The 21253-nt window shown below is 42.6% G+C and carries 18 protein-coding genes and 1 pseudogene; 6 read left to right on the top strand and 13 right to left on the bottom strand.

The genetic code is table 11. From position 1 onward, the window contains the following. Window positions 1-115 precede the first annotated feature (115 nt). A complete protein-coding gene (gene uvrA / locus F905_RS11105; protein ID WP_005180735.1) occupies window positions 116-2947 on the bottom strand; it encodes an excinuclease ABC subunit UvrA in 2832 nt (943 codons plus the stop codon). Window positions 2948-3197: 250 nt separating this feature from the next. Continuing rightward, window positions 3198-3875: a thiaminase II gene (tenA, locus tag F905_RS11095; RefSeq protein ID WP_005180734.1), complete on the bottom strand. Its 678-nt coding sequence runs from the start codon at window positions 3873-3875 to the stop codon at window positions 3198-3200. 267 nt (window positions 3876-4142) lie between these two features. Between tenA and F905_RS11090 the strand changes: the two genes are divergently transcribed. From F905_RS11090 to ssb, 3 genes are all read left to right on the top strand, one after another. Then, the gene (locus F905_RS11090) at window positions 4143-5225 is read left to right on the top strand and encodes a DUF475 domain-containing protein (RefSeq protein ID WP_005180731.1); all 1083 of its coding nucleotides are present in this window, start codon (window positions 4143-4145) and stop codon (window positions 5223-5225) included. Between the two features lie 152 nt (window positions 5226-5377). Next, entirely contained in the window at window positions 5378-6742 is a 1365-nt protein-coding gene (locus tag F905_RS11085) for an MFS transporter (RefSeq protein ID WP_005180730.1), read from the top strand. 51 nt (window positions 6743-6793) lie between these two features. Further along, the gene (ssb, locus tag F905_RS11080; protein ID WP_005180729.1) at window positions 6794-7360 is read left to right on the top strand and encodes a single-stranded DNA-binding protein; all 567 of its coding nucleotides are present in this window, start codon (window positions 6794-6796) and stop codon (window positions 7358-7360) included. Window positions 7361-7695: 335 nt separating this feature from the next. Here the strand turns inward: ssb and F905_RS11075 are convergent. The 5 genes and pseudogenes from F905_RS11075 to F905_RS11050 form a co-directional block, all read right to left on the bottom strand. Then, a pseudogene (locus tag F905_RS11075) lies at window positions 7696-8786 on the bottom strand (IS3 family transposase). Window positions 8787-8852: 66 nt separating this feature from the next. After that, window positions 8853-9074 (bottom strand): hypothetical protein, encoded by a 222-nt coding sequence (locus F905_RS11065; RefSeq protein ID WP_005180724.1) that lies wholly within the window; start codon window positions 9072-9074, stop codon window positions 8853-8855. A 23-nt stretch (window positions 9075-9097) separates the two neighbouring features. Next, window positions 9098-10018, bottom strand: coding sequence for a copper resistance protein B (locus F905_RS11060; protein WP_005180720.1), 921 nt, complete (start codon window positions 10016-10018; stop codon window positions 9098-9100). After that, window positions 10005-11858 (bottom strand): copper resistance system multicopper oxidase, encoded by a 1854-nt coding sequence (locus F905_RS11055; protein WP_005180719.1) that lies wholly within the window; start codon window positions 11856-11858, stop codon window positions 10005-10007. Before F905_RS11055 ends, F905_RS11060 begins: the two co-directional genes overlap by 14 nt. 89 nt (window positions 11859-11947) lie before the next feature. Beyond that, complete coding sequence (locus tag F905_RS11050) at window positions 11948-12244, bottom strand: hypothetical protein (protein WP_005006338.1); 297 nt, start codon at window positions 12242-12244, stop codon at window positions 11948-11950. Between the two features lie 148 nt (window positions 12245-12392). On the opposite strand from F905_RS11050, the gene F905_RS11045 reads away from it, so the two are divergent. Continuing rightward, complete coding sequence (locus F905_RS11045) at window positions 12393-13073, top strand: heavy metal response regulator transcription factor (protein WP_005180717.1); 681 nt, start codon at window positions 12393-12395, stop codon at window positions 13071-13073. Then, the gene (locus F905_RS11040) at window positions 13066-14466 is read left to right on the top strand and encodes a heavy metal sensor histidine kinase (protein ID WP_005180715.1); all 1401 of its coding nucleotides are present in this window, start codon (window positions 13066-13068) and stop codon (window positions 14464-14466) included. The genes F905_RS11045 and F905_RS11040 overlap by 8 nt, the downstream gene beginning before the upstream one ends. Window positions 14467-14504: 38 nt before the next feature. Here the strand turns inward: F905_RS11040 and F905_RS11035 are convergent, their stop codons facing one another. From F905_RS11035 to F905_RS11010, 6 genes are all read right to left on the bottom strand, one after another. Continuing rightward, on the bottom strand, window positions 14505-15788 hold the full coding sequence (locus F905_RS11035; protein ID WP_004679352.1) for an MgtC/SapB family protein: 1284 nt from the start codon (window positions 15786-15788) through the stop codon (window positions 14505-14507). Continuing rightward, window positions 15785-18160, bottom strand: coding sequence for a heavy metal translocating P-type ATPase (locus tag F905_RS11030; protein ID WP_005180710.1), 2376 nt, complete (start codon window positions 18158-18160; stop codon window positions 15785-15787). Before F905_RS11030 ends, F905_RS11035 begins: the two co-directional genes overlap by 4 nt. 11 nt (window positions 18161-18171) lie before the next feature. After that, window positions 18172-18822: a methyltransferase family protein gene (locus tag F905_RS11025; RefSeq protein ID WP_004663997.1), complete on the bottom strand. Its 651-nt coding sequence runs from the start codon at window positions 18820-18822 to the stop codon at window positions 18172-18174. 20 nt (window positions 18823-18842) lie between these two features. After that, window positions 18843-19091, bottom strand: a complete 249-nt coding sequence (locus F905_RS11020) for a DUF2933 domain-containing protein (RefSeq protein WP_004695740.1) — start codon at window positions 19089-19091, stop codon at window positions 18843-18845. Between the two features lie 26 nt (window positions 19092-19117). Continuing rightward, on the bottom strand, window positions 19118-19549 hold the full coding sequence (locus F905_RS11015) for a hypothetical protein (RefSeq protein WP_005180709.1): 432 nt from the start codon (window positions 19547-19549) through the stop codon (window positions 19118-19120). 725 nt (window positions 19550-20274) lie between these two features. Then, window positions 20275-20517 (bottom strand): DUF2789 family protein, encoded by a 243-nt coding sequence (locus F905_RS11010; RefSeq protein WP_004281876.1) that lies wholly within the window; start codon window positions 20515-20517, stop codon window positions 20275-20277. A gap of 351 nt (window positions 20518-20868) precedes the next feature. On the opposite strand from F905_RS11010, the gene F905_RS11005 reads away from it, so the two are divergent. After that, window positions 20869-21249, top strand: a complete 381-nt coding sequence (locus F905_RS11005; RefSeq protein ID WP_004681441.1) for a copper resistance CopC family protein — start codon at window positions 20869-20871, stop codon at window positions 21247-21249. Window positions 21250-21253 lie beyond the last annotated feature (4 nt).

Here is a 21253-nt window from a genome sequence, read left to right as displayed (position 1 = left end):
CCTGAATCCTGGTCGTTAAAGTGTTTGTTTGCACTCATATTTTAACTGTTAGGACTCAGGTTTTTTTATTTAAAGCAAACTATGGGACAGCAGTGCTCCTCAGAGCCCTTTCATTTTATTTTAACATCGGTTTCAGGAATTTTCCGGTATGGGAGGCTTTCACTTTCACCACCTCTTCCGGGGTACCTTCGGCAATAATCATCCCGCCGCCGGCACCGCCTTCCGGGCCTAAATCCACAATCCAGTCTGCGGTTTTAATCACATCCAGATTGTGTTCAATCACCACAATGGTATTTCCCTTGTTGCGCAGCTCATGCAGGATGTCCAGTAGTTTGGCAATGTCATGGAAATGCAGGCCAGTAGTCGGTTCATCCAGCACATACAGGGTTTTACCGGTATCCCGTTTGGCCAGTTCGCGTGCCAGTTTGACCCGCTGCGCCTCACCGCCAGATAAGGTGGTGGCTGACTGACCCAGACGGATATAGCCTAAACCGACTTGATTCAAGGTTTCCAGACGGCGGTGAATCACCGGAATGGCATCAAAGAAATGCATGGCATCTTCGACCGTCATTTCCAGCACATCGGAAATATTTTTGCCTTTGTAATGCACTTCCAGGGTTTCGCGGTTATAGCGTTTGCCATGGCAGGCATCACATGGCACATACATATCTGGCAGGAAGTGCATGGCGACTTTAATCATGCCATCACCTTCACAGGCCTCGCAGCGTCCGCCTTTAACGTTAAAGGAGAAACGGCCTGCCGCATAACCGCGGCCTTTGGCTTCAGGTGTCTGGGCAAACAGTTCACGAATCGGGGTAAACAGACCGGTATAGGTGGCCGGATTGGAACGCGGGGTACGGCCAATCGGACTCTGGTCAATATCTACCACTTTATCCAGGAATTGCAGTCCTTCAATGGTGTCAAACTTTTCCGCACTGAGCGTGGTGGCGCCATTCAGCTGGGTTGCGGCCAATGGCAGCAGGGTACGGTTAATCAGGGTTGATTTGCCCGAACCGGATACCCCGGTAACACAGGTCATCACGCCTAAAGGCAGGGTCAGATCGACATTTTTCAGGTTATGGCCACAGGCACCCATCAGCTTGATCTGTTCATCCGGTTTAGGTGGCTGAGTGCGCTGTTTTGGTACTTCAATCTTGAGCTTGCCCGACAGGTATTGACCGGTCAGAGAGTTGGCATTGGCCGCCAGTTCCTGATAGGTCCCTTCGGCAATCACATTCCCGCCATGTACGCCGGCGCCTGGCCCGATATCAATAATATGGTCTGCGGCGCGAATCGCATCTTCATCATGTTCGACCACCAGTACAGTGTTGCCCAGATCACGCAGGCGAATCAGGGTTTCCAGCAGGCGGTCATTATCACGCTGATGCAGACCAATAGACGGTTCATCCAGCACATACATCACGCCCATTAAACCGGCACCAATCTGCGACGCCAGACGGATGCGTTGGGCCTCACCACCCGAGAGCGTTTCGGCAGAGCGTGACAGACTCAAATAGTTCAGGCCGACTGAGACCAGAAAGTGCAGACGTTCACGGATTTCCTTAAAAATCTTGTCGGCAATTTCGCCTTTGGCACCTTCCAGATTTAGGTTCTGATAGTAATGCTCGGCGTCACCAATCGACATTTTGGTAATCTGGCTGATGGTTTTGTCTTTGACTCGCACATGACGCGAAATTTCATTCAGACGTGAACCATCACAGGCATCACAGGCGGCATTGGAGAGATACTGCGCCAGATCATCGCGGACATAATTACTTTCCGTTTCACGATAGCGGCGTTCCAGATGCGGCAAAATCCCTTCAAACGGCTGTACCCGGTTATGGCGACGACCACGTTCATCGACATAGCTCAGGTCAATTTTTTCCCGGCCACTGCCGTAGAGAAATTTTTTCTGGGTGTCTTTGTCCAGTTCATTCCACGGTGTATCCAGCGAAAAATCATAATGATCGGCGACTTTTTGCAGCATGCCATAATAATAAGGACGCTGACGGTCCCAGCCACGAATCGCACCCTGGCTTAAAGAAAGTTCCGGATTGGGAATGAGCTTGTCAGCACTAAAATGGCTGCGTGTGCCCAGGCCATCACAGACCGGACAGGCACCAAACGGGTTGTTAAATGAAAACAGGCGCGGTTCCAGTTCAGCCACGGCACGGTCACATTCTGGGCAGGAGTGTTTGGCCGAGAACACCCGGTCCGGATGTTCGCCTTTCATCCACGATAAAATCGCAATATCCCCGCCTAAACGTAAAGCGGTTTCAAAACTTTCGGCAATACGGTTGCCCAAATCATCCCGGACTTTAAAGCGGTCGACCACCACTTCAATGCTGTGTTTTTTCTTTTTGTCCAGTTCTGGCGGCGGATCAATCTCCATGATTTCGCCATCTACCCGGGCACGAACAAAACCCTGGCTTTGCAGTTGTTCAAACAGATGGGTATATTCGCCTTTACGTTCACGTACCACCGGTGCCAATAGCAATAGGGCGGTACCTTCTTCCAGACCTTTGACCACATCGACCATTTCAGATACGGTTTGCGCCACCATCGGTAAGTCATGTTCCGGACAGTAGGGTGTACCCACGCGTGCATAGAGCAGACGTAAATAGTCATAAATTTCGGTAATAGTGCCGACGGTAGAACGTGGGTTGTGGCTGGTCGATTTCTGTTCAATGGCAATGGCCGGACTTAAGCCTTCAATCGAGTCGACTTCCGGTTTTTCCATTTGTGACAGGAATTGGCGCGCATAGGCCGAGAGCGATTCGACATAACGGCGCTGACCTTCGGCATATAGGGTATCGAAAGCCAGGGAAGATTTACCTGAACCGGAAAGTCCCGTAATCACCACAAACTTGTCGCGTGGAATATCAAGGTTCACATTCTTCAGGTTATGGGTACGTGCGCCTCGAATACGGATATGACTTTGGCTCATGCAATGATCCTAGAAAATTCATTTAAAACCTCTATATGATAGCGCATGAAAAATGTTCAAGTGCAGGCTTAAGGTATTTCTACGTCAAATTATGTCGGTTGATTGCAAATAAAGGCCAAGATCTGAAAACGTATAAGGATAAAAAATTGTCAGGAGAAAAAGTACGGGGATCAAAGCACGCAAGAATGAAAGAGAGCTGTCGGCCCTTGTGCAAGTCTGCTGATCTTGCACCAGGGCGAGTGATCAAAGATTAGTTGCGACTGTCCAGACCCGGCCAGTTGCGCTGTGCATAGGCGCTGTCCCAGAACAGCCATTCCAGTTCAGCGGCACGGGTATAGGCCTGACGCATTTTTGCCAGCGTGTCAGCATCACAGCGCTCGGCCACGCGGTCAACCGTGGCAATCACATTGCGCACCGCAGTATGGAATTCTTCGCCGGCATAGGTATCGACCCAGGCCTGATACGGGTTGTTGGCGGCCGAGTTACCGACAATATCTTTACCGACTTCGGCATAAATCCAGAAACATGGCAATAATGAGGCCAGCACCACCGGATAGCTTTCTGACCAGGCAGTGGCAACCAGATAACTGGTGTAATGATGGCAGGCCAGGGTCAGCGGTGTATTTTCAAACTGTTCTTTGCTAATGCCAAAATCCTGCATAAAGCCGTTATGTAGCGAACGTTCCACCACAATCGCCACCTTGGCGGCTTCGGCAAACTGGATCACATCATCGGCATCAAAGGCTTTGGCAGCACACACCGCCAGCGCGCGGCCATAGGCCAGTAAATAATGCGCATCCTGAATCACATAGTGGCTAAAGGCCTCACGACTTAGGCTGCCTCGCGCCAGTTCCTGGTTAAAGGGTAGGGCCAGGGTGTTTTGATACAGTTCTAAATTCTGTTGCCACAATTGTTCAGAAAAACGCATGTCCGGTTCCTGTAAAGCATCAAGATCAATGCCCAAAGACTAGCATACTTGCACCGCAAAGATGAGCCGCTTTGATTTGTATCAGAATCAACAAAAAAGCATACGAAGTGTTTTGGCATCGTCATGAAAAAGCGTCATAATAGCGGCCATATCTCTATCGCCGAGGTCCTGCATGTCTTCAGCAGGATGCACGCGGCGCATTCGGTGTAATTCAAGTTTAATATTTACCGAATTTCTTTATCTAATAATGTCATAGGTCGATTTGTCATGATGAAACATTTTGGTTTCTCTATTGCATTTACGATCGTGTGTCTCGGTTTGTCTGCTTATTGGGGCTATACCCACGGCCCGGAAGCAGGCCTGAAAACCATGTTCACAGCACTGACCATTACGGCCATTCTCGCCATTATGGAAGTGTCGTTATCGTTTGATAACGCGGTTGTTAACGCATCAGTCCTGCGCGGTTGGGACCATTTCTGGAAAATGCTGTTCCTGACGGTCGGGATTCTGATTGCCGTATTCGGTATGCGTTTAATTTTCCCGGTGGTGATTGTTGCCGTCACAGCCGATATGGGCATGATGGAAGTGGTGCAGCTGGCACTGAATAATCCGAAAGAATATTCGGCCAAATTAATGGCGCATCATCCTGAAATTGCAGCATTTGGTGGTGCCTTCCTGTTAATGGTGTTCCTGAACTTCTTTCTCGATGATGAAAAAGACACCCACTGGTTCCGCTGGATTGAGCGCCGTTTATCCAATCTGGCCAGCGTACCGGCCATGTCGGTCTTTATTGCACTGGTGGCTTTGCTGATCATGGCGGCCAATGTGGTTGAGGACAAACGTCTGGTAGTCACTATGGCCGGCATTTGGGGCATCGTGATTTATATTGGTGTACAGGTATTGAGTCATTTACTGGGTGGCGAACCTGAAGTCGATGAAAATGGCAATGCGATTCGTCATGATGAAAATGGCGTACCAACCGGTGTGGTGAAAGCCGGTATTGGTGGCTTCTTGTATCTGGAAGTGCTGGATGCCTCGTTCAGTTTTGATGGCGTAATTGGTGCCTTTGCGATTACTTCGGATGTGGTAATTATCATGCTCGGTCTGGCGATTGGTGCGATTTTCGTGCGTTCGATGACCATTTATCTGGTAGAAAAAGGCACCCTGGATGCCTATATTTACCTGGAACATGGTGCGCATTATGCGATTGGTGCACTGGCCTTTATCATGATTGCCAGCGGAACCGGTTTACACGTCCCGGAAGTGGTCACCGGCCTGATTGGTGTGGCCTTTATTGTCTGGGCGGTATTTGCCTCAATTCAATATAAAAAACGTCAGGCACTGCACTAAGTTGCAGTCTGATCTGAAGAAGGTGCAAACAATTGCACCTTTTTTTATGACTGGTAGTTCAGATGCAGAATATTGTGCTGAATATCGCAGCATCTGCAGCATGAATGATGTAGGATATTCGCATACAAAATTGTTGCACTTAGCCTATTGATATGATGAATGCCTTAGAACGCCGTTCAACTTTTGCCTTAAGCAGTATTTTTGCCTTACGCATGTTGGGTCTGTTCATGATTATTCCGGTTTTCTCGGTGGCAGGGCAATCCTATCAATATGCAACCCCGACCTTAATTGGTCTGGCGGTTGGGGTGTATGGTTTGACCCAGGCCATCTTACAGATTCCATTTAGCCTGATTGCTGATCGCTATAGCCGTAAACCGCTGGTGGTGCTTGGACTGTTACTGTTTGCTTTAGGCGGTGCCATTGCTGCAATGTCAGAGACCATTTATGGGGTCATCATTGGCCGGGCCATTGCCGGTGGCGGCGCGGTGTCTGCCGTGGTGATGGCTTTACTGGCAGATGTCACCCGTGAAGAACAGCGCACCAAAGCCATGGCCATGATGGGCATGAGTATTGGTTTATCCTTCGTGATTGCCTTTAGTGCCGGGCCGTGGCTGACCGGACTGGTTGGTATTTCCGGGCTGTTCTGGGTGACCACCATTATGGGACTGGCGGCCATTGCCATGTTGCTGCTGGTGCCTAAAGTCACGCGCCATCATCGTAATTTCCAGCAGGGCTATTTGCCGCAGCTCAAACAGGTGCTAAAAATGGGCGATTTAAACCGCTTGCATCTGTCAGTGTTTACCCTGCATTTACTGCTAACGGCGATGTTTATTTATGCACCACCGCAGCTGATTGAATATGCTGGTTTGCCATTGTCCAGTCATGGCTGGGTGTATTTGCCGCTGCTGGTGCTGAGTCTGTTTTTTGCCTTCCCAAGTATTATTCTGGCGGAAAAATATCGCAAAATGCGCGGTATTTTCCTGACCGCGATTGGCGGGATTATTCTTGGCCTGATCGTGATGATTTTTGGTTTTGAATCTAAATATATCCTGCTGATTGGACTGGGCCTGTTCTTTATTGCCTTTAACGTGATGGAAGCGCTGTTACCGTCCTGGTTATCGAAAGCGGCACCGATTCAATCCAAAGCCACTGCAATGGGCGTCAATGCCAGCAGCCAGTTCCTTGGCGCCTTCTTTGGCGGCATGATTGGCGGGCAACTGTTACTGCTGAATAACACGGCGATGGGTTGGAGTATTCTGACCGCAGTTGCTATAATTTGGCTGCTGATGAGTTTTGGTCTGGCCCAGCCGCGTTATCTGTCGTCGATGGTATTTCGCCTGCCTGAGGTCAAACAAACGGATGAGTGGACTTCTCAACTTTTGGCCATTCATGGTATTGAAGAAGTCGTGGTGATGTCTGAACAGCAAGTTGCCTATATAAAAGTCGATAAACAGCAAATTGATGATACTGCGCGACAACAATTAACGCACTTGTTGGGTAAAGAGGTAGCCATTTAAGCATAACTCTTATAAAGTAAATAATAGAAACAAATAGGAAGAATACAGCTGATGCGTGGTGTAAATAAGGTCATTTTAGTTGGTACTTTAGGTCGAGATCCAGAAACAAAAACTTTCCCGAATGGTGGCTCGCTTACTCAATTTTCCATTGCCACCAGTGATGCGTGGACCGATAAAACCACCGGTGAGCGTAAAGAGCAAACCGAATGGCACCGTATTGTGCTGCATAACCGTTTAGGTGAAATCGCGCAGCAATACTTACGCAAAGGTTCAAAAGTCTATATTGAAGGTTCATTGCGTACCCGTCAGTGGACCGATCAGAATGGTCAGGAACGCTACACCACAGAAATTCGTGGCGAGCAAATGCAGATGCTGGACTCTGGTCGTCAGCAAGGTGAGCAGGGCGATAATGGTTTTAGCCAGCCACGTTTTAACAATAACCAGGGCGGTGGTTATAGCAATAACAACCAGGGTGGCTATGCGCCGCAAGCTCAAGGTGGTTTTAACAACAATAATGCTGGTGGTGGCTATGGCAACCAGGGCGGTTATCAGCAACCGAAACCAGCTCCTGCTGCAACACCTGCACCTGCAGATTTGGATGATGATTTACCGTTCTGATGCTTATATATAAGTAATTTGTTAAGTTGTTTAAGATTTTAATGGTTTAATTTTATTTAAAATCAATTTCTTAAACATAAAAATAGCTTCTTTTATTTTGTTAATAAGAGAAGCTATTTTTTTTAATATAGAAAATGTTAAGTTAAAAGTGCATATATAATTTATTTTGTGTAAGCGTCCGCTGAGTCCCACTTTTTCTAACTTCTACAAATCTGATTGTTGTTCACTTCCAGTGTGTTTTTTAGATTGGAAATATCTAGATTTATCTAAAAATATCTGAAATTTATCACTTGTGTGGTAATCCTCCCATAAATAACCGAAGTTAAAAGTAGAGGTTAAGCAGCCATTAGAGGTGGCTTTCCTTTGTTAGCTTGATGTGGTCTTTCATGGTTGTAATGCCACAACCAGTTTGTTGCATAATCTTGTACTTCATCCAAAGTATCAAATAAATGCTTGCTCAGCCAACTATAACGTATGGTCCGATTATAGCGTTCAATATACGCATTCTGCTGTGGCTTACCCGGTTGAATATATTCAATACGAATACCGTGCTCAGTAGCCCAGCGCACAAATTCGTGACTGATAAATTCGGGACCATTATCGCATCGGATCACTAACGGTTTTTCTCTCCACTCCAGCAATTGATTCAACGTACGAATAACCCTGATTGTGGGCAATGAGAACCCTGCTTCAATGGCTAGGCCTTCGCGGCGGTAATCATCAATCACATTCAATAATCGAAACTTGCGACCATCGGAAAGCTGATCATGCATAAAATCTAATGACAAAACCAGATTTTCTCGGATTGGTTCTTTCAATGGTTCAGGCGCATGCCGTTTTAGTCTTCTTCTCGGTTTAATACGCAGATTCAGTGCCAACTCACAGTAAATGCGGTAAACCCGCTTGTGATTCCAGCAGCAACTCTCAACATGCCGTAAATACGAGAAGCACAAACCAAAGCCCCAATCGGAATTTTCCTCAGTGAGTTCAATGAGCTGTTCAGCAATGAGTGCATTGTCATCGCTGAGTTTGGCTTGATAGCGGTAGCAGGTTTCACTAATGCCAAATGCTTTACAAGCCAAACGAATACTAATGGCATGCTGGGCAACTGCCTGTTGTGCCATATTACGCCGGCAAGATGGCTTTACCCTTGCGCAGCAGTGCTGCTCATTGCCATCGCTTCCTGGATGATTTCGGCCTTTAATCGCTCTTCCGCATACATCTTTTTAAGTCTGGTATTTTCGGCTTCTAGCTCTTTCAGTCGAGCCATTAATGATGTATCCATACCACCATATTTGGCACGCCATTTATAAAAGGTAGCATTACTCATGCCGTGTTCACGGCAAAGGGTCGCTACAGGTGTGCCAGATTCTGCCTGTTTCAAGATGGACATGATCTGACTGTCAGTAAATTTAGATGTTTTCATGCAGAATCTCCTGCTCGTATCTTAAGAGAAAATTCTACTTTTAGATCCTATTATTTTTAGGGGGGATTACCCTTTAATAAAGCTTTCTTGCAATATATAAGCAGCTGCTTTAGCGATATCACGCTCAGATGTTGGTTTTTTAGTTGGCATATCAAAAACTCTCATAAGTGATAATTTTAAGCATGTTTTTAACCACTGCATAAAAATAGACCAAAAATTAAGCTTTTTTAGTTTTACAGATTCGAAAATAAATAGTAATAATTCATGAATAGTAGCCGAAGCTACCATTCATGAATCCAAATCATACTATTTTAAAAAACTAATTCGATGCCTGCACCATATTTCCATCCCTTTTCAGACTCTGTTGCCTCTTGCATAGAAGTGGCTTTCTGTCCTTTTTCATATTGGTAAGCAACATCAATGAAAGGTTTAATTCGCTTAGTAATCTCATATCGGGTTTTGATACCAGTTTTTAGTTCTGATAAACCTGATTTTGCAGCATAGTTAGAATCATCGCTAAATATTACATCTGCTTCGATATAAGGTTGAGTAATAAGTTTCTGAGTTAAAAGCAAATCACGTTCTAATTCAAAACTTGCTCCCCAAAAATTATTCTCACCGCCATAAAGATATGCTTGTGTTTCAAAGAAATAAGGAGCTAGACCTAATATACCAATAACCCCATCCACTCGATCGCTGCTGCTGTTATTTTTATCTTCACTATATCTTACCCCAGCTTGTACATCCCAAAATGGGGCTACGTTACGGCTATAAAGTGCTGATACAGCATATTTTGGATCATTACTTTCTGACTTTTCCGAATTGGCTTCAATAAATAGACGATTTTCATCTGTTCCAATCAAAGTTTCAAGCTTTGTTCCTAGCTTACCCTTACCATCTTCATCAACTATCCATGCATTTTCAAGTTTTGTTACTTGATAAATTTGTCCGCCATGTTCTTTAAGATGATCATCGTGAGATCCGTCTGATCTCTTTCTTGCAGTCAAAATAATATTATCTCCCCCATTTGCATTTTCCATTGAATAATATTCTGGATACAATTCTTGGGGGCTATATCTTAAGCCACCAGACTCCTGTAATAAGACTCTCATACCATTTGTAATATTACTTTCTTGTACAGGAGTTTCATTTTTAGCGAACGTTAGATTTGATAATCCAAATAGCGCAATCATCAAAGTTGTTTTTGAAAACAAATTATTAGTGATGTGCATGTGGATTTACTCCCTTCTCATTTACTTGGGACTGAGGAACAGTCTTTGTAGAATTACCATCTTCCACTTGAGCTACAATGAGTTTATTCATCATTCCTGCACTCATATGGTAAAGCAGGTGACAATGAATAGCCCACTCACCTAACTCATCAGCTGTGAGTAGAGTGGTTATCGTTTTCCCAGGTGGAACAATTACCGTATGTTTGTTTGGCATATTGCTTGGATCCTGACCATTCTCAAGCTGCATAAACATGCCATGTAAGTGCATTGGGTGAGCCATCATACTGTCATTGACAAATTTTAAGCGAATACGTTCACCATACTTCACCACTAGTGGGTCGGCTTCATTAAATTTTTTACCATTTATTGTCCAAATATAACGCTCCATGTTTCCACCAAGACGGATCTCTATTTCACGTTCAGCTGCACGAGTGTCTTTTTGAGGATCTAACGATTGCAAATCACTATATTGCAATGCTTTATTACCTTCAGGTGTTGAAGCATTTGCCCATCCAAATACGGTATTATCATTCTTGTCTGAAGCCGCCTTAACAGTAGCGCTATTCATCGGCATATCATGATCCATACCTTTCATAGAAGACATATCATGATCCATACCTTTCATAGAAGACATATCGTGATTCATGCCTTTCATAGAAGACATATCATGATTCATATCTTTCATTGAAGACATATCATGATCCATACCTTTCATAGAAGACATATCGTGATTCATATCTTTCATAGATGACATGTCATGGCTCATCCCCATATCTTCCATAGTTAATAAAGCACGAGGGCGAGATTTAGGCATCTCAATTTGTTTGACTGCTGGGCTGCTTTCTTCATGTAATGTTCCCACTGAAAAACCGGTACGATCAATAGATTCAGCTTCAATTTGGTAATGTGCTTGTTTTGGTTCCACAATGACATCATAGGTTTCAGCAGTACCAATACGGAACTCATCTACAGGAACGGGCTTTACAGGTTGACCATCAGCACTGACTACAGTCATTTTTAGGTTTGGAATGCGTACATCAAAGAATGACATAGCGGAAGCATTAATAAAACGAAGGCGAACTTTTTCACCAGCTTTGAAGTTACCGGTCCAGTTTTGCTGAGGTGTTTTGCCATTCATTAAAAATGTATAACCAGTCACATCGGACATATCTGTTTTCAACATCCGCATCTGATTCCACATAGAGCGGTCTTGCCAAGTTGCCTTTAATCCATCACGTTTAACTTGTTTTAATACATCGAATACTGTTTCGCGACGGTTCTGATAGTAATCTGCTTCTTTTTTAAGATTTTTCATAATTTGATCACTTGTTGAATTATGAAAATCAGAAAGCAAAACAACGTAATCTTTATCGGTTTTTTCAGCAGCTGTTAGTGGAGTTTTATCTTTAGGATAAATAACAAAAGCACCATATAAACCGTCTTGTTCTTGTCCTTTACTATGTGAATGATACCAATAAGTACCATTTTGGCGGACTTTAAACTTATATTCATAAGTTTTATTAGGGGCAATGCCATTAAATTTGTTAAATCCAGGTACACCATCCATAATTCCAGGTAATAATAAGCCATGCCAATGGATTGAAGAGTCCTGATTTTTTAACTTATTGTGAACACGGATAACGGCCTCATCACCTTCTTCAAATTCAAGAAGTGGTGCAACGAATTTACCATTTACAGTAATTCTCTCAACTGGTTTTCCTGTGATATTTACAGTTTGTTCAGCGATTGTTAAATCATATTCTTTAACTGCCGCCATTACCCAAGTTGATGAAAATAAACCAACTCCAATTAAGAGTATATGACTTAACTTTTTTGACATTCTATCTCACCTTTAGAAAGGTCAAGATTGAAGTAATAAAGCAAATATTTAGTATAAACTTTAATACTTCTTTCTCGCTATTTATAAAATTATTTATTGCTACCAGGCATATTCATCTTTGAATGATCCATTTTAGAATGGTCCATATTCATCATAGAATGATCCATTTTTGACATGTCAGATGAGTTAGGAGACTGATGTTGACTATGATCTTGCTGAGTCTTGTCATCTTTTTCCATTTTACAAGGTTTTGTACAAGGTTCCTGTGCTTTTACCGTTTTAGTGGCACTTGAGGTTGATACATCTTTTGCCCAAGATTGAGTACCAGCAATTAAAGTTCCAGCACACATTAAAATTGTTAGACTACGACGCACTACAGTTTTCATAAGTTTCTCTAAAAGTTAATTTCTTGCTACTACAATAAAGTGAAGCACTGAACATCTAAGTGACTTGAAAATGACATTTTTGTAATCTATCTCGATCAGATGTTTTATAACGTTATTATAGTTTTAATGAATAACTTAGGATTCTGAGATGAGAATACTATTAGTTGAAGATGAACAAAAAACTGGTGATTATCTCAAGCAAGGTTTATCCGAAGCTGGCTATATTACGGACTGGGTTACAGATGGGTTAACGGGTAAACATCAAGCTCTTTCTGAAGAGTATGACTTAATTATTTTAGACGTGATGTTACCTGGAATAAATGGTTGGAATATTATCAATGATATTCGTAGCAGCGGTAAAACAATGCCCATTCTTTTTCTTACCGCCCGAGATCAAATCGAAGATCGAGTAAAAGGATTAGAGCTAGGCGCTGATGATTATTTAGTTAAGCCTTTTGCTTTTGCAGAGCTTCTAGCTCGAATAAAAACGCTCCTTAGACGAGGGCAACAAAGAGAAGATAATAATATTATTAAGATTGCTGATTTAGAACTTGATTTGAGAAAACGTCGGGTAACACGAGCAGGTCAACGCATTGATCTGACGGCTAAAGAATTTGCGCTTATGGAGCTTTTTATGCGTAGAAGAGGTGAAATTCTACCAAGAGCACTTATTGCATCTCAAATTTGGGATATGAACTTTGATAGTGATACAAATGTAGTTGAAGTCGCTATTAAACGATTAAGAAATAAAGTAGATAGTAATTTTACCCCTAAGTTAATTCAGAATATCCGAGGAATGGGGTATGTATTAGAGGTAGAAGATGAATAATAAATTATTCAAATCTATCAGTTTTCGTATTGGTATTATTTTCTCATTATCGACTATATGCATTCTCATTATGATGGGGTTTTTCATCCATAAATTAGTGATGCATCATTTTGAAACGCAAGATCGTACCCAATTAGAAGGTAAAATCCAGCTTATTCAGAATCTTCTCCAACAGCATCCTAAAAATTCTCCAGAACTTGATCTATATTTGAAAGATGCTTTAGTTGGACACCATGATCTTATGGTCCAAATAGAACGACCGGCAGGTCAGATTTTATTTAGTTCAACACCTTCAATCACTAATACTCAACAGTTAATCAAGTCAGCAAATAACCCTTGGATTAAATGGAAAATTAAGAATAAGACCTATCGTGGCATGATCTACAACACGGATATAAACAAAAATACTGAAATACAATCTGTACGCATTATTGTGGGGATCGATACATCTGAACATCTACATTTTTTAAATGATTTTAAGCGTCAACTTTTTTACATTGGTTTAGCCGGTACGATTTGTTTAATGTTTTTAGGCTGGTTTGCAACCTGGAGAGGTTTAAGACCCGTGCAAAAAATGGCTAAGGTCGCAGAAGGCATTTCTGCCCAACATCTTTCAGAACGTTTAGAAGTTGAGCACACACCAACAGAACTAAAATCATTAGCAATTGCCTTCAATGATATGCTCGACAGACTAGAATCAGCTTTAGAAAGGCTTTCCGATTTTTCATCTGATTTAGCGCATGAAATTAGAACACCGATTAATAACTTAATGACTCAAACTCAAGTATGTCTTGCCCGTAAACGAGATACCAGTACCTATCAAGAAGTACTATTTTCTAATTTAGAAGAATTAGAACGTTTGGCTCGAATGGTATCCGATATGCTTTTCTTGGCAAAAGCAGAACATGGCCTAAAATTACAGAACTTACAGAATATTGACCTGGTTAAAGAAGTTACAGCCTTATTTGATTTCTATGATGCGCTAGCTGCCGAAAAAAATATGACGCTTCAACAAACAGGATCTGGAAATGTCAAAGGTGATCCTGCTATGTTACGTCGAGCACTCAGCAATCTATTATCTAATGCAGTTAAATATGGAAATAAGAATTCTACAATACGCATAAAACTTCAACAGAATTTAGATAACACAATATTTTCAATTGAAAATGAAGGCCCTGAAATCTCTCCTGAACAACTATCCAGGTTATTTGATCGATTTTATCGAACAGATGCATCTAGACAAAGAACAGAAGAAGGAACCGGCTTAGGGCTCGCGATAACAAAATCTATTCTTGATATGCTTGGGGCGACCATCCAGGCTGAATCCCTCAATGGTCGAATCATTTTTACCATTGTTTTTCAAAGTGAATCCATGCAAGGGGAATCATTTTAACTCATTTTTTGAACATCTTCCATTTACCCGAGTTGACCTTACATAAAGCTCAAACTGAGAGCCAGAGCTACGCCAGCACCTATCATGGCAATTGTGTAGCCAAATATGATAGCTCGGCCAAACTGTGCCCCCCCTGTCATCCATGCAATTGTCGCTTTGCTTAACATGTTGCTCAGTGTGGCCAGCCCTAGCGCGACAGCAGCCACATTTGTTGTTAAGCCTTCAGTACTATGCAGGCGGGCAAGTGAGACTAAAATAGCATCTACGTCTGCTAGCCCAGAAATAGTCGATAATACGAAGATGCCGCTGGTGCCCAACCATTGTTTTGCTGCTGGGACCAAGACTGCCATGACAGCCAGGAAAGCAGCGAAGCTGAATGCTGTCCCAAGATCAAAAGGAGCCATTGCTTCTATTGTTCGATCGTTGTTTTCAGCGCTGGTAATTTGGCGTTGTCTCCACAATGCCATACCCAGCAGAAGGATTCCCGCAATCATCATTGCACCACCAAAAGTGCTTAGCAATGCTGGCTCAATGACGCCTATCAGCACAACCATACGAAAAAACATGATGCCACAGGCAGCCAATGTTCCAGAAATAGCAGCACTGACCATGACGGGGTGCTGGCGTGTATAGCGTGCCAGTGCGACAGTTGCAGCTGTAGAAGATGCCAAACCACCCAATAGACCTGTCCAGAATATGCCTCTTTCTGAACCGGTAAGCCGCATGGCAAAATGACCTGCCAGAGAGAGTCCGGCAATCAGGATCACTGCCCACCATAACTGGTAAGGATTTAATGCAGCAAAAGGTCCCAGACCCGTATTGGGTAAGTAGGGTAATATAACGACAGAAAGTACCAGCAACTGCAGGGATGCGGTTAATTCACGATGCTCTATCAAGCGTAGCCAACCGTGTAAGGTTGGCTTGAGATCCAAAAATACAGCGACGATTACAGCCGCGGTTAATGCTAAAGTAACATTACCATGGGATGCATATGCACCTAAAACTAATGTCAACAGCATCGCGATCGTCGTGGTAGCGCTTAGATTACCGGAAAGTTTTGCGGTACGCGCGTAGGACACTGTTAATAATAAGGAAAGCCCTAATACGGCCGCGACCAGCGGCCAAGGCCCGAAGTTTGGTTGTAAATGACCGAGCACTCCTCCGAGCAATCCTGTCAATGTGAAGGTACGTAGGCCTGCTACTCGGCTGCCCTCGGGCAATTCACGATCGTGCCATCCTCGTTCTAAACCAATGAGCAGGCCGATGGCAAGTGCTGCAATCAGGCCTGATACATCTGGTGGAAGAAAAAGACTCTCTATCATAGCTTTTTATGTCGCAGGCGAAGGGCATTCGTGATCACTGAAGCTGAACTCAAACTCATAGCCAAGGCCGCAATCATGGGTGACAACAACCAACCGGTAAATGGGTAGAGTACGCCAGCTGCTATTGGGATACCCAAGGCATTGTAAAGGAAAGCAAACATGAGGTTCTGTTTCATGTTGCCAACAGTAGCTTCCGAAAGTGAACGGGCAACCGCGATACCGCGTAAATCTCCCTTGACCAAGGTAACTTGAGCACTATTCATTGCGACATCAGTTCCGGTCCCCATAGCGATACCGACATCAGCCTTGGCTAGTGCTGGTGCATCATTGATTCCATCGCCAGCCATTGCCACGATGCGACCTTGCTTCTGCAATTTGCTGACAAGTTCGAGTTTATCTGCGGGTTTAACTTCACCATGTACCTCATCAATACCCAGACGTGATGCGACTGAACGGGCAGTGGTGAGACCATCTCCTGTTGCCATCACGATACGTAGTCCAGCTTCCTTCAGGGTGGCAAGTGCTTCAGGGGTACTTTTTTTGATGGGATCGGATACTGCAAGCAGGCCGGCCAATTCACCATTGATGGCTAGATGCATCACACTTGCACCTTCTGAACGCAGCTCTTCGGCTTGCGGAATCAGAGATTGTACCGAGATACCTAATTGCTCCATCAGTGCTGTGTTGCCCAAAGCTAACTGACGATCGCCCACTTGACCTCGAACACCAATCCCTGAGCCTGATTCAAAATTATCTGGTGTTTCAAGAGGCAGGCCACGTTCGTGTGCTGCGTTTACAATCGCTTCGGCTAGCGGGTGTTCACTGCCTTGATCAAGACTGGCGGCTAAACGTAATACTTCAGATTCATCGAAACCTGATGCGGCAACCACACGATCGAATACAGGGCGTCCTTCAGTTAACGTACCTGTTTTATCGATGATTAGTGTGTCAATCTTGCGTAGATTCTCAATGGCTGCTGCATCGCGGAACAACACACCATGAGTAGCACCTTGACCCGTTGCAACCATGATAGACATTGGAGTTGCCAAGCCTAGTGCACAAGGACAGGCAATAATGAGTACTGCCACAGCATTGATTAATGCATAAACCCAGCTCGACTCTTCTGGGCCGAACAGTCCCCATCCAAAGAAGGTAAGCAAGGCAATGGCTACTACAGCCATGACAAACCAACCTGCAACCTGATCAGCCATGCGTTGCATTGGTGCTCTCGATCGTTGAGCTTGCGCCACCATCTGTACGATCTGGGATAACATGGTACTTGAACCAATTTTCTCTGAACGCATGATTAGGGAACCATTGGTATTCAGGGTAGCACCAATGACTTTATCACCGATGCGTTTAGTGATCGGTAAAGGTTCACCTGTCAGCATCGATTCATCCACTGAACTACTTCCTTCAGTGATTACACCATCCACAGGCACTTTTTCACCTGGGCGAATTCTGAGTAAATCTCCTACATGGACATGCGTTAGAGGAACATCTTCTTCAGTTCCATCAGGCAGGATTCGGCGAGCTGTTTTAGGAGCGAGCCCAAGGAGTGACTTAATTGCAGCAGAAGTTTGAGAACGTGCTTTTAACTCCAATATTTGTCCCAGTAGGGTCAATGAAATGATGACCGCTGAAGCTTCAAAGTAAACAGCGACACGACCCATGGAAATAAATGAGTCTGGGAAGATTTGCGGTGCAATGGTTGCGACCACACTATAAATAAATGCAGCTCCAGTGCCCAAACCAATCAGCGTCCACATGTTCGGGCTGCGATTCACAACCGATTGCCAACCCCGGGAAAAAAATGGCCAACCTGCCCAAAGTACAATTGGGAGTGACAACACCAGTTCAATCCAGCTCTGAACAGCCATATTGAACAGGTTCATTTGATGACCAAACATCGCCAAAAAAGTCACGATGATGGTCAATGGCAGTGTCCACCAGAAGCGTCGGCGGAAATCACGTAACTCCGGATTCTCATCTTCCTCTAATTCAGGAATGAGTGGCTCCAGTGTCATTCCGCATTTAGGACAGTTTCCAGGATTATCTTGCCTGATTTCTGGATGCATTGGGCATGTATAGATGGTCGTACCTGTTGTGCTTGCCGCATTAACGTGTTGAACAGTCTGATGATGCTGTGTATGTGCATCGGCAGTCGTCGTTGCGGGTTTAGCGATATATTGCACCGGGCTGCTATGAAACTTTGATTGACATTTATCACTGCAAAAAAAGTAAGTTTTCCCCTTAAATTCCTCATGGTATTTCGATTCTTCAGTGACGGTCATACCACAGACTGGGTCTTTCAGTACGTCTGTTGTAGCCTGTGCCATATGGTCCTGGTTATGATTTTTTTGATCTGACATAAATAATTCTCTTATGGAAAAGTGGTTTTATGGCCGAATTTTGGAATAAATCTCGGAGTCTGTTGAGCATAGCTGTCATAGACAGCGCCAAACTGTTTACTCATTTCAGCCTCTTCCTTAATTGCCAAGCGGCTGTACATTAAGAGTAGGATTGGAAACATAATCAGTGTCAGTAAAGTTGGCCATTGCAATAAAAAACCCAGCAAGATCATCACAAAAGCCACGTATTGTGGGTGACGTATACGTGCATAAGGGCCTGTGATCGCTAAAGAATGCTGACGTTGCGCGTTGTACAGCACGTGCCATGACGTTGATAACAGGTAAAATCCATAGCCCAAGAAAACGTAACTGGCGATATGCAAAATGCCAAAATGTGGATCACCTTTTTCACCTAATAGCGTTGACCACAAGTGACCTGCATTATGAGAAAGTAAGTCAAGTTGAGGGAAGCGAGTTTGAAGCCAACCAGATAACAGGTAAATGGTTAAAGGAAAACCATACATTTCGACAAATAGAGCAATGATAAAAGCCGAAAAGGCCCCAAATGTACGCCAATCGCGCGCAGTGGAAGGTCTAAAAAAACTGAAAGCGAACATGATAAAAACTGCTGAGTTAATGATAACCAGCGTCCATAAACCATAAGCCGATTCCGCATGATTCATGATGGATCTCCTGATAAGAGCTATTTTTTGTTATCAGATATATCGGATTTTTTTTGCTGCGAGTGGTTATGCCCATGACCACCATGCATAAAAATATGCATCAGTGGACACGCTAAAAGGAATAAATAAGGCAAAGCACCGATAACGTGGGCTAAATGTTCCGTTAATAGAAAATAAGCTGCGATACCACCCAGCACGATTAGACCAATGGCATAACGTGTAGACCAGAAGTTAGGTACTGAATTATTTTCTTGGTGTTGGTGATTCATGGTGCTTTCCCCTAATTCATGGGTAACTATTTAGTTGCTGACGGAGGCATACAGTCCATCATCATCTGCATCATGGATTGCATCATGTCCATACGTTTTTCCATCATCTGCTGACGGTCAGCCATATTTGCATTCATGCTTTGGCTGCCCATCTGTTTCATCATACTCATACCTCCTTGCATGAGTTTCATGTGCTCAGCCATAAGTTTCTGACGTTCTTGTGGGGTTTTTGCAGCAATCATCTTCTCATGCATGGCTTGCATCGCCTTCATGTGTTGATCCATTGCAGCCATTTTATCTGTAGCAGTGGTGCTGGTAACTGTTTGCTTAATTGTTACTGCAGATGGTGCTGTTTTTTCAGGGTGGTGATCTTTGTGTTCATCGGATTGCTGTGCAAATGTATTCAATGACGCGGCTGCGATACATAAGCCCAAAAAAATGTTTTTGAATTTCATCATAATTTTTTCCTTTAAATAATTTGGAAGTAAAAGCTATGTTTTAGTACTGAACAGAGTCTAGGAATTTGACTACTAAACTGATGAAATTTTTGGTTATTCTCTGTCTCTCTTAAAAATTTTAGCACTATTAATTAATTATTTTTAAAAATGACAAAAATGTAATTTTGAGATCTTCTCGAAATATATAGTCTATGCTGAGATGACAAAAATTTTATTTAATATTAATCTTTTAAAACTATTAAAGTTGTTATGATTTTATGTGCTTAAAAAAATAAAAATGAAATGATTAGATGACTCCAAGGGTAGTTAGAGACACATTCTTAATGTAATTTACACTGTTATTCCTTTAAAGAAAAAATACAGTTGATCAAAATAGTTTTTTATAGAAAAAAGGGTGGATAATTTAATTATTAAACTTATTGGTATATTTATTAGATAGAAGGGGCTTTGTTGCACAAAGATTTCATAACTATATGATTTTAGAAGTTTTGATTATTTTTTGATCCAAAATTAAATTTATTTAAATCAGATGCTTACATATTTATGCAACAAAGCCGATAGAAGGTAAAGAAGATTATTTTTAATATTAGGGTTTATAATCCAAATTTCAGAGTAAGGAATCTACTACTTATATAATAGAGATTCCATCTCCAAAACAGTACTACTGTATGAATGAGTTGTATTCAATGCAGGGAAGAATGTAGATCCTTAATACTAACGGAAAATTATTTTACTGAATTTTCATGTAAAGACTCATTTAATTGATCAATCACTGTCGTCCATTCACCATCAGAGTGTAGTTTTTCTTCTAAAAAATGACGTTGAGCATCAGTCCAAAAAATTGCTTGTGTTAAAAAAACATCTCCAGCTAGCTGATGGCTCTCTATGAATTTTGCAATTGCTTCTTCAGTAGAAGCTAAACCAAGCTGTTCAAATAATTTGGTCATTCTTGGACGTGTTTGAGTCATGTGCTTAGCCCACAAATTTATATTAGATCAAATTAAACATAACATGTTTATATTTAAAATAAAATATAAAAAATTAAATAGCTACTATTTTCTTAGACAAAATGATTACTACATTTCATAAATCAACCACCTACATAATTTGTTTGTTAAATGATCATTATTTTTCAATAAGATTATTTTAATAGTTAAAGATTTTAAATTTTAAAAATGACAAAAATGTAATTTTGAAGTCATCGCTCTGTTTCTGTCTCTCACTAATAATTGAAATATAAGAGGAGATGATGTGGTCTCATTAAATATAGATTTTATAAAGTCATCTCTAATGAACTAACGAATCAAGAGGAAACGTAAATGAAATTATTTCAAAATAAAATGACTGCTCTACGTAATGTTGTAGTAGCTGCAACGATGATTGTGGCTACTACAACTACGTTCGCTCATGTGAGTTTAGTGAGTGCGATTCCTGCGGAAAATGCATCTATCCTTAGTCAACCAAAGAACTTGACCCTTAACTTTGGTGCAGAGGTTATGTTGATGAATATTAAGTTACTGGATGCTCAGCGAAGAGATGTTCCTTTAAAATATAAAGTTACTCATGACTTAAAGAAATCCTTTGATGTCGCTCTTCCGAAACTGAAAAAAGGTAAATATACCGTTGTCTGGACAACAATGGGGAAAGATGGTCACAACATGAATGGTGAATATAGTTTCACTATTAAATCAACTAAATAAGAAT

The organism is Acinetobacter sp. CIP 53.82 (genome assembly GCF_000369465.1).
Lineage (GTDB): Bacteria > Pseudomonadota > Gammaproteobacteria > Pseudomonadales > Moraxellaceae > Acinetobacter > Acinetobacter indicus.
This window is presented reverse-complemented; position numbering and strand designations above follow the sequence as displayed.

Coding starts and splice junctions, on each gene's coding strand:
- uvrA (WP_005180735.1), bottom strand. CDS start 2,947: ATGAGCCAAAGTCATATCCGTATTCGAGGCGCACGTACCCATAACCTG.
- tenA (WP_005180734.1), bottom strand. CDS start 3,875: ATGCGTTTTTCTGAACAATTGTGGCAACAGAATTTAGAACTGTATCAA.
- F905_RS11090 (WP_005180731.1), top strand. CDS start 4,143: ATGATGAAACATTTTGGTTTCTCTATTGCATTTACGATCGTGTGTCTC.
- F905_RS11085 (WP_005180730.1), top strand. CDS start 5,378: ATGATGAATGCCTTAGAACGCCGTTCAACTTTTGCCTTAAGCAGTATT.
- ssb (WP_005180729.1), top strand. CDS start 6,794: ATGCGTGGTGTAAATAAGGTCATTTTAGTTGGTACTTTAGGTCGAGAT.
- F905_RS11065 (WP_005180724.1), bottom strand. CDS start 9,074: ATGGTAGCTTCGGCTACTATTCATGAATTATTACTATTTATTTTCGAA.
- F905_RS11060 (WP_005180720.1), bottom strand. CDS start 10,018: ATGCACATCACTAATAATTTGTTTTCAAAAACAACTTTGATGATTGCG.
- F905_RS11055 (WP_005180719.1), bottom strand. CDS start 11,858: ATGTCAAAAAAGTTAAGTCATATACTCTTAATTGGAGTTGGTTTATTT.
- F905_RS11050 (WP_005006338.1), bottom strand. CDS start 12,244: ATGAAAACTGTAGTGCGTCGTAGTCTAACAATTTTAATGTGTGCTGGA.
- F905_RS11045 (WP_005180717.1), top strand. CDS start 12,393: ATGAGAATACTATTAGTTGAAGATGAACAAAAAACTGGTGATTATCTC.
- F905_RS11040 (WP_005180715.1), top strand. CDS start 13,066: ATGAATAATAAATTATTCAAATCTATCAGTTTTCGTATTGGTATTATT.
- F905_RS11035 (WP_004679352.1), bottom strand. CDS start 15,788: ATGATAGAGAGTCTTTTTCTTCCACCAGATGTATCAGGCCTGATTGCA.
- F905_RS11030 (WP_005180710.1), bottom strand. CDS start 18,160: ATGTCAGATCAAAAAAATCATAACCAGGACCATATGGCACAGGCTACA.
- F905_RS11025 (WP_004663997.1), bottom strand. CDS start 18,822: ATGAATCATGCGGAATCGGCTTATGGTTTATGGACGCTGGTTATCATT.
- F905_RS11020 (WP_004695740.1), bottom strand. CDS start 19,091: ATGAATCACCAACACCAAGAAAATAATTCAGTACCTAACTTCTGGTCT.
- F905_RS11015 (WP_005180709.1), bottom strand. CDS start 19,549: ATGATGAAATTCAAAAACATTTTTTTGGGCTTATGTATCGCAGCCGCG.
- F905_RS11010 (WP_004281876.1), bottom strand. CDS start 20,517: ATGACTCAAACACGTCCAAGAATGACCAAATTATTTGAACAGCTTGGT.
- F905_RS11005 (WP_004681441.1), top strand. CDS start 20,869: ATGAAATTATTTCAAAATAAAATGACTGCTCTACGTAATGTTGTAGTA.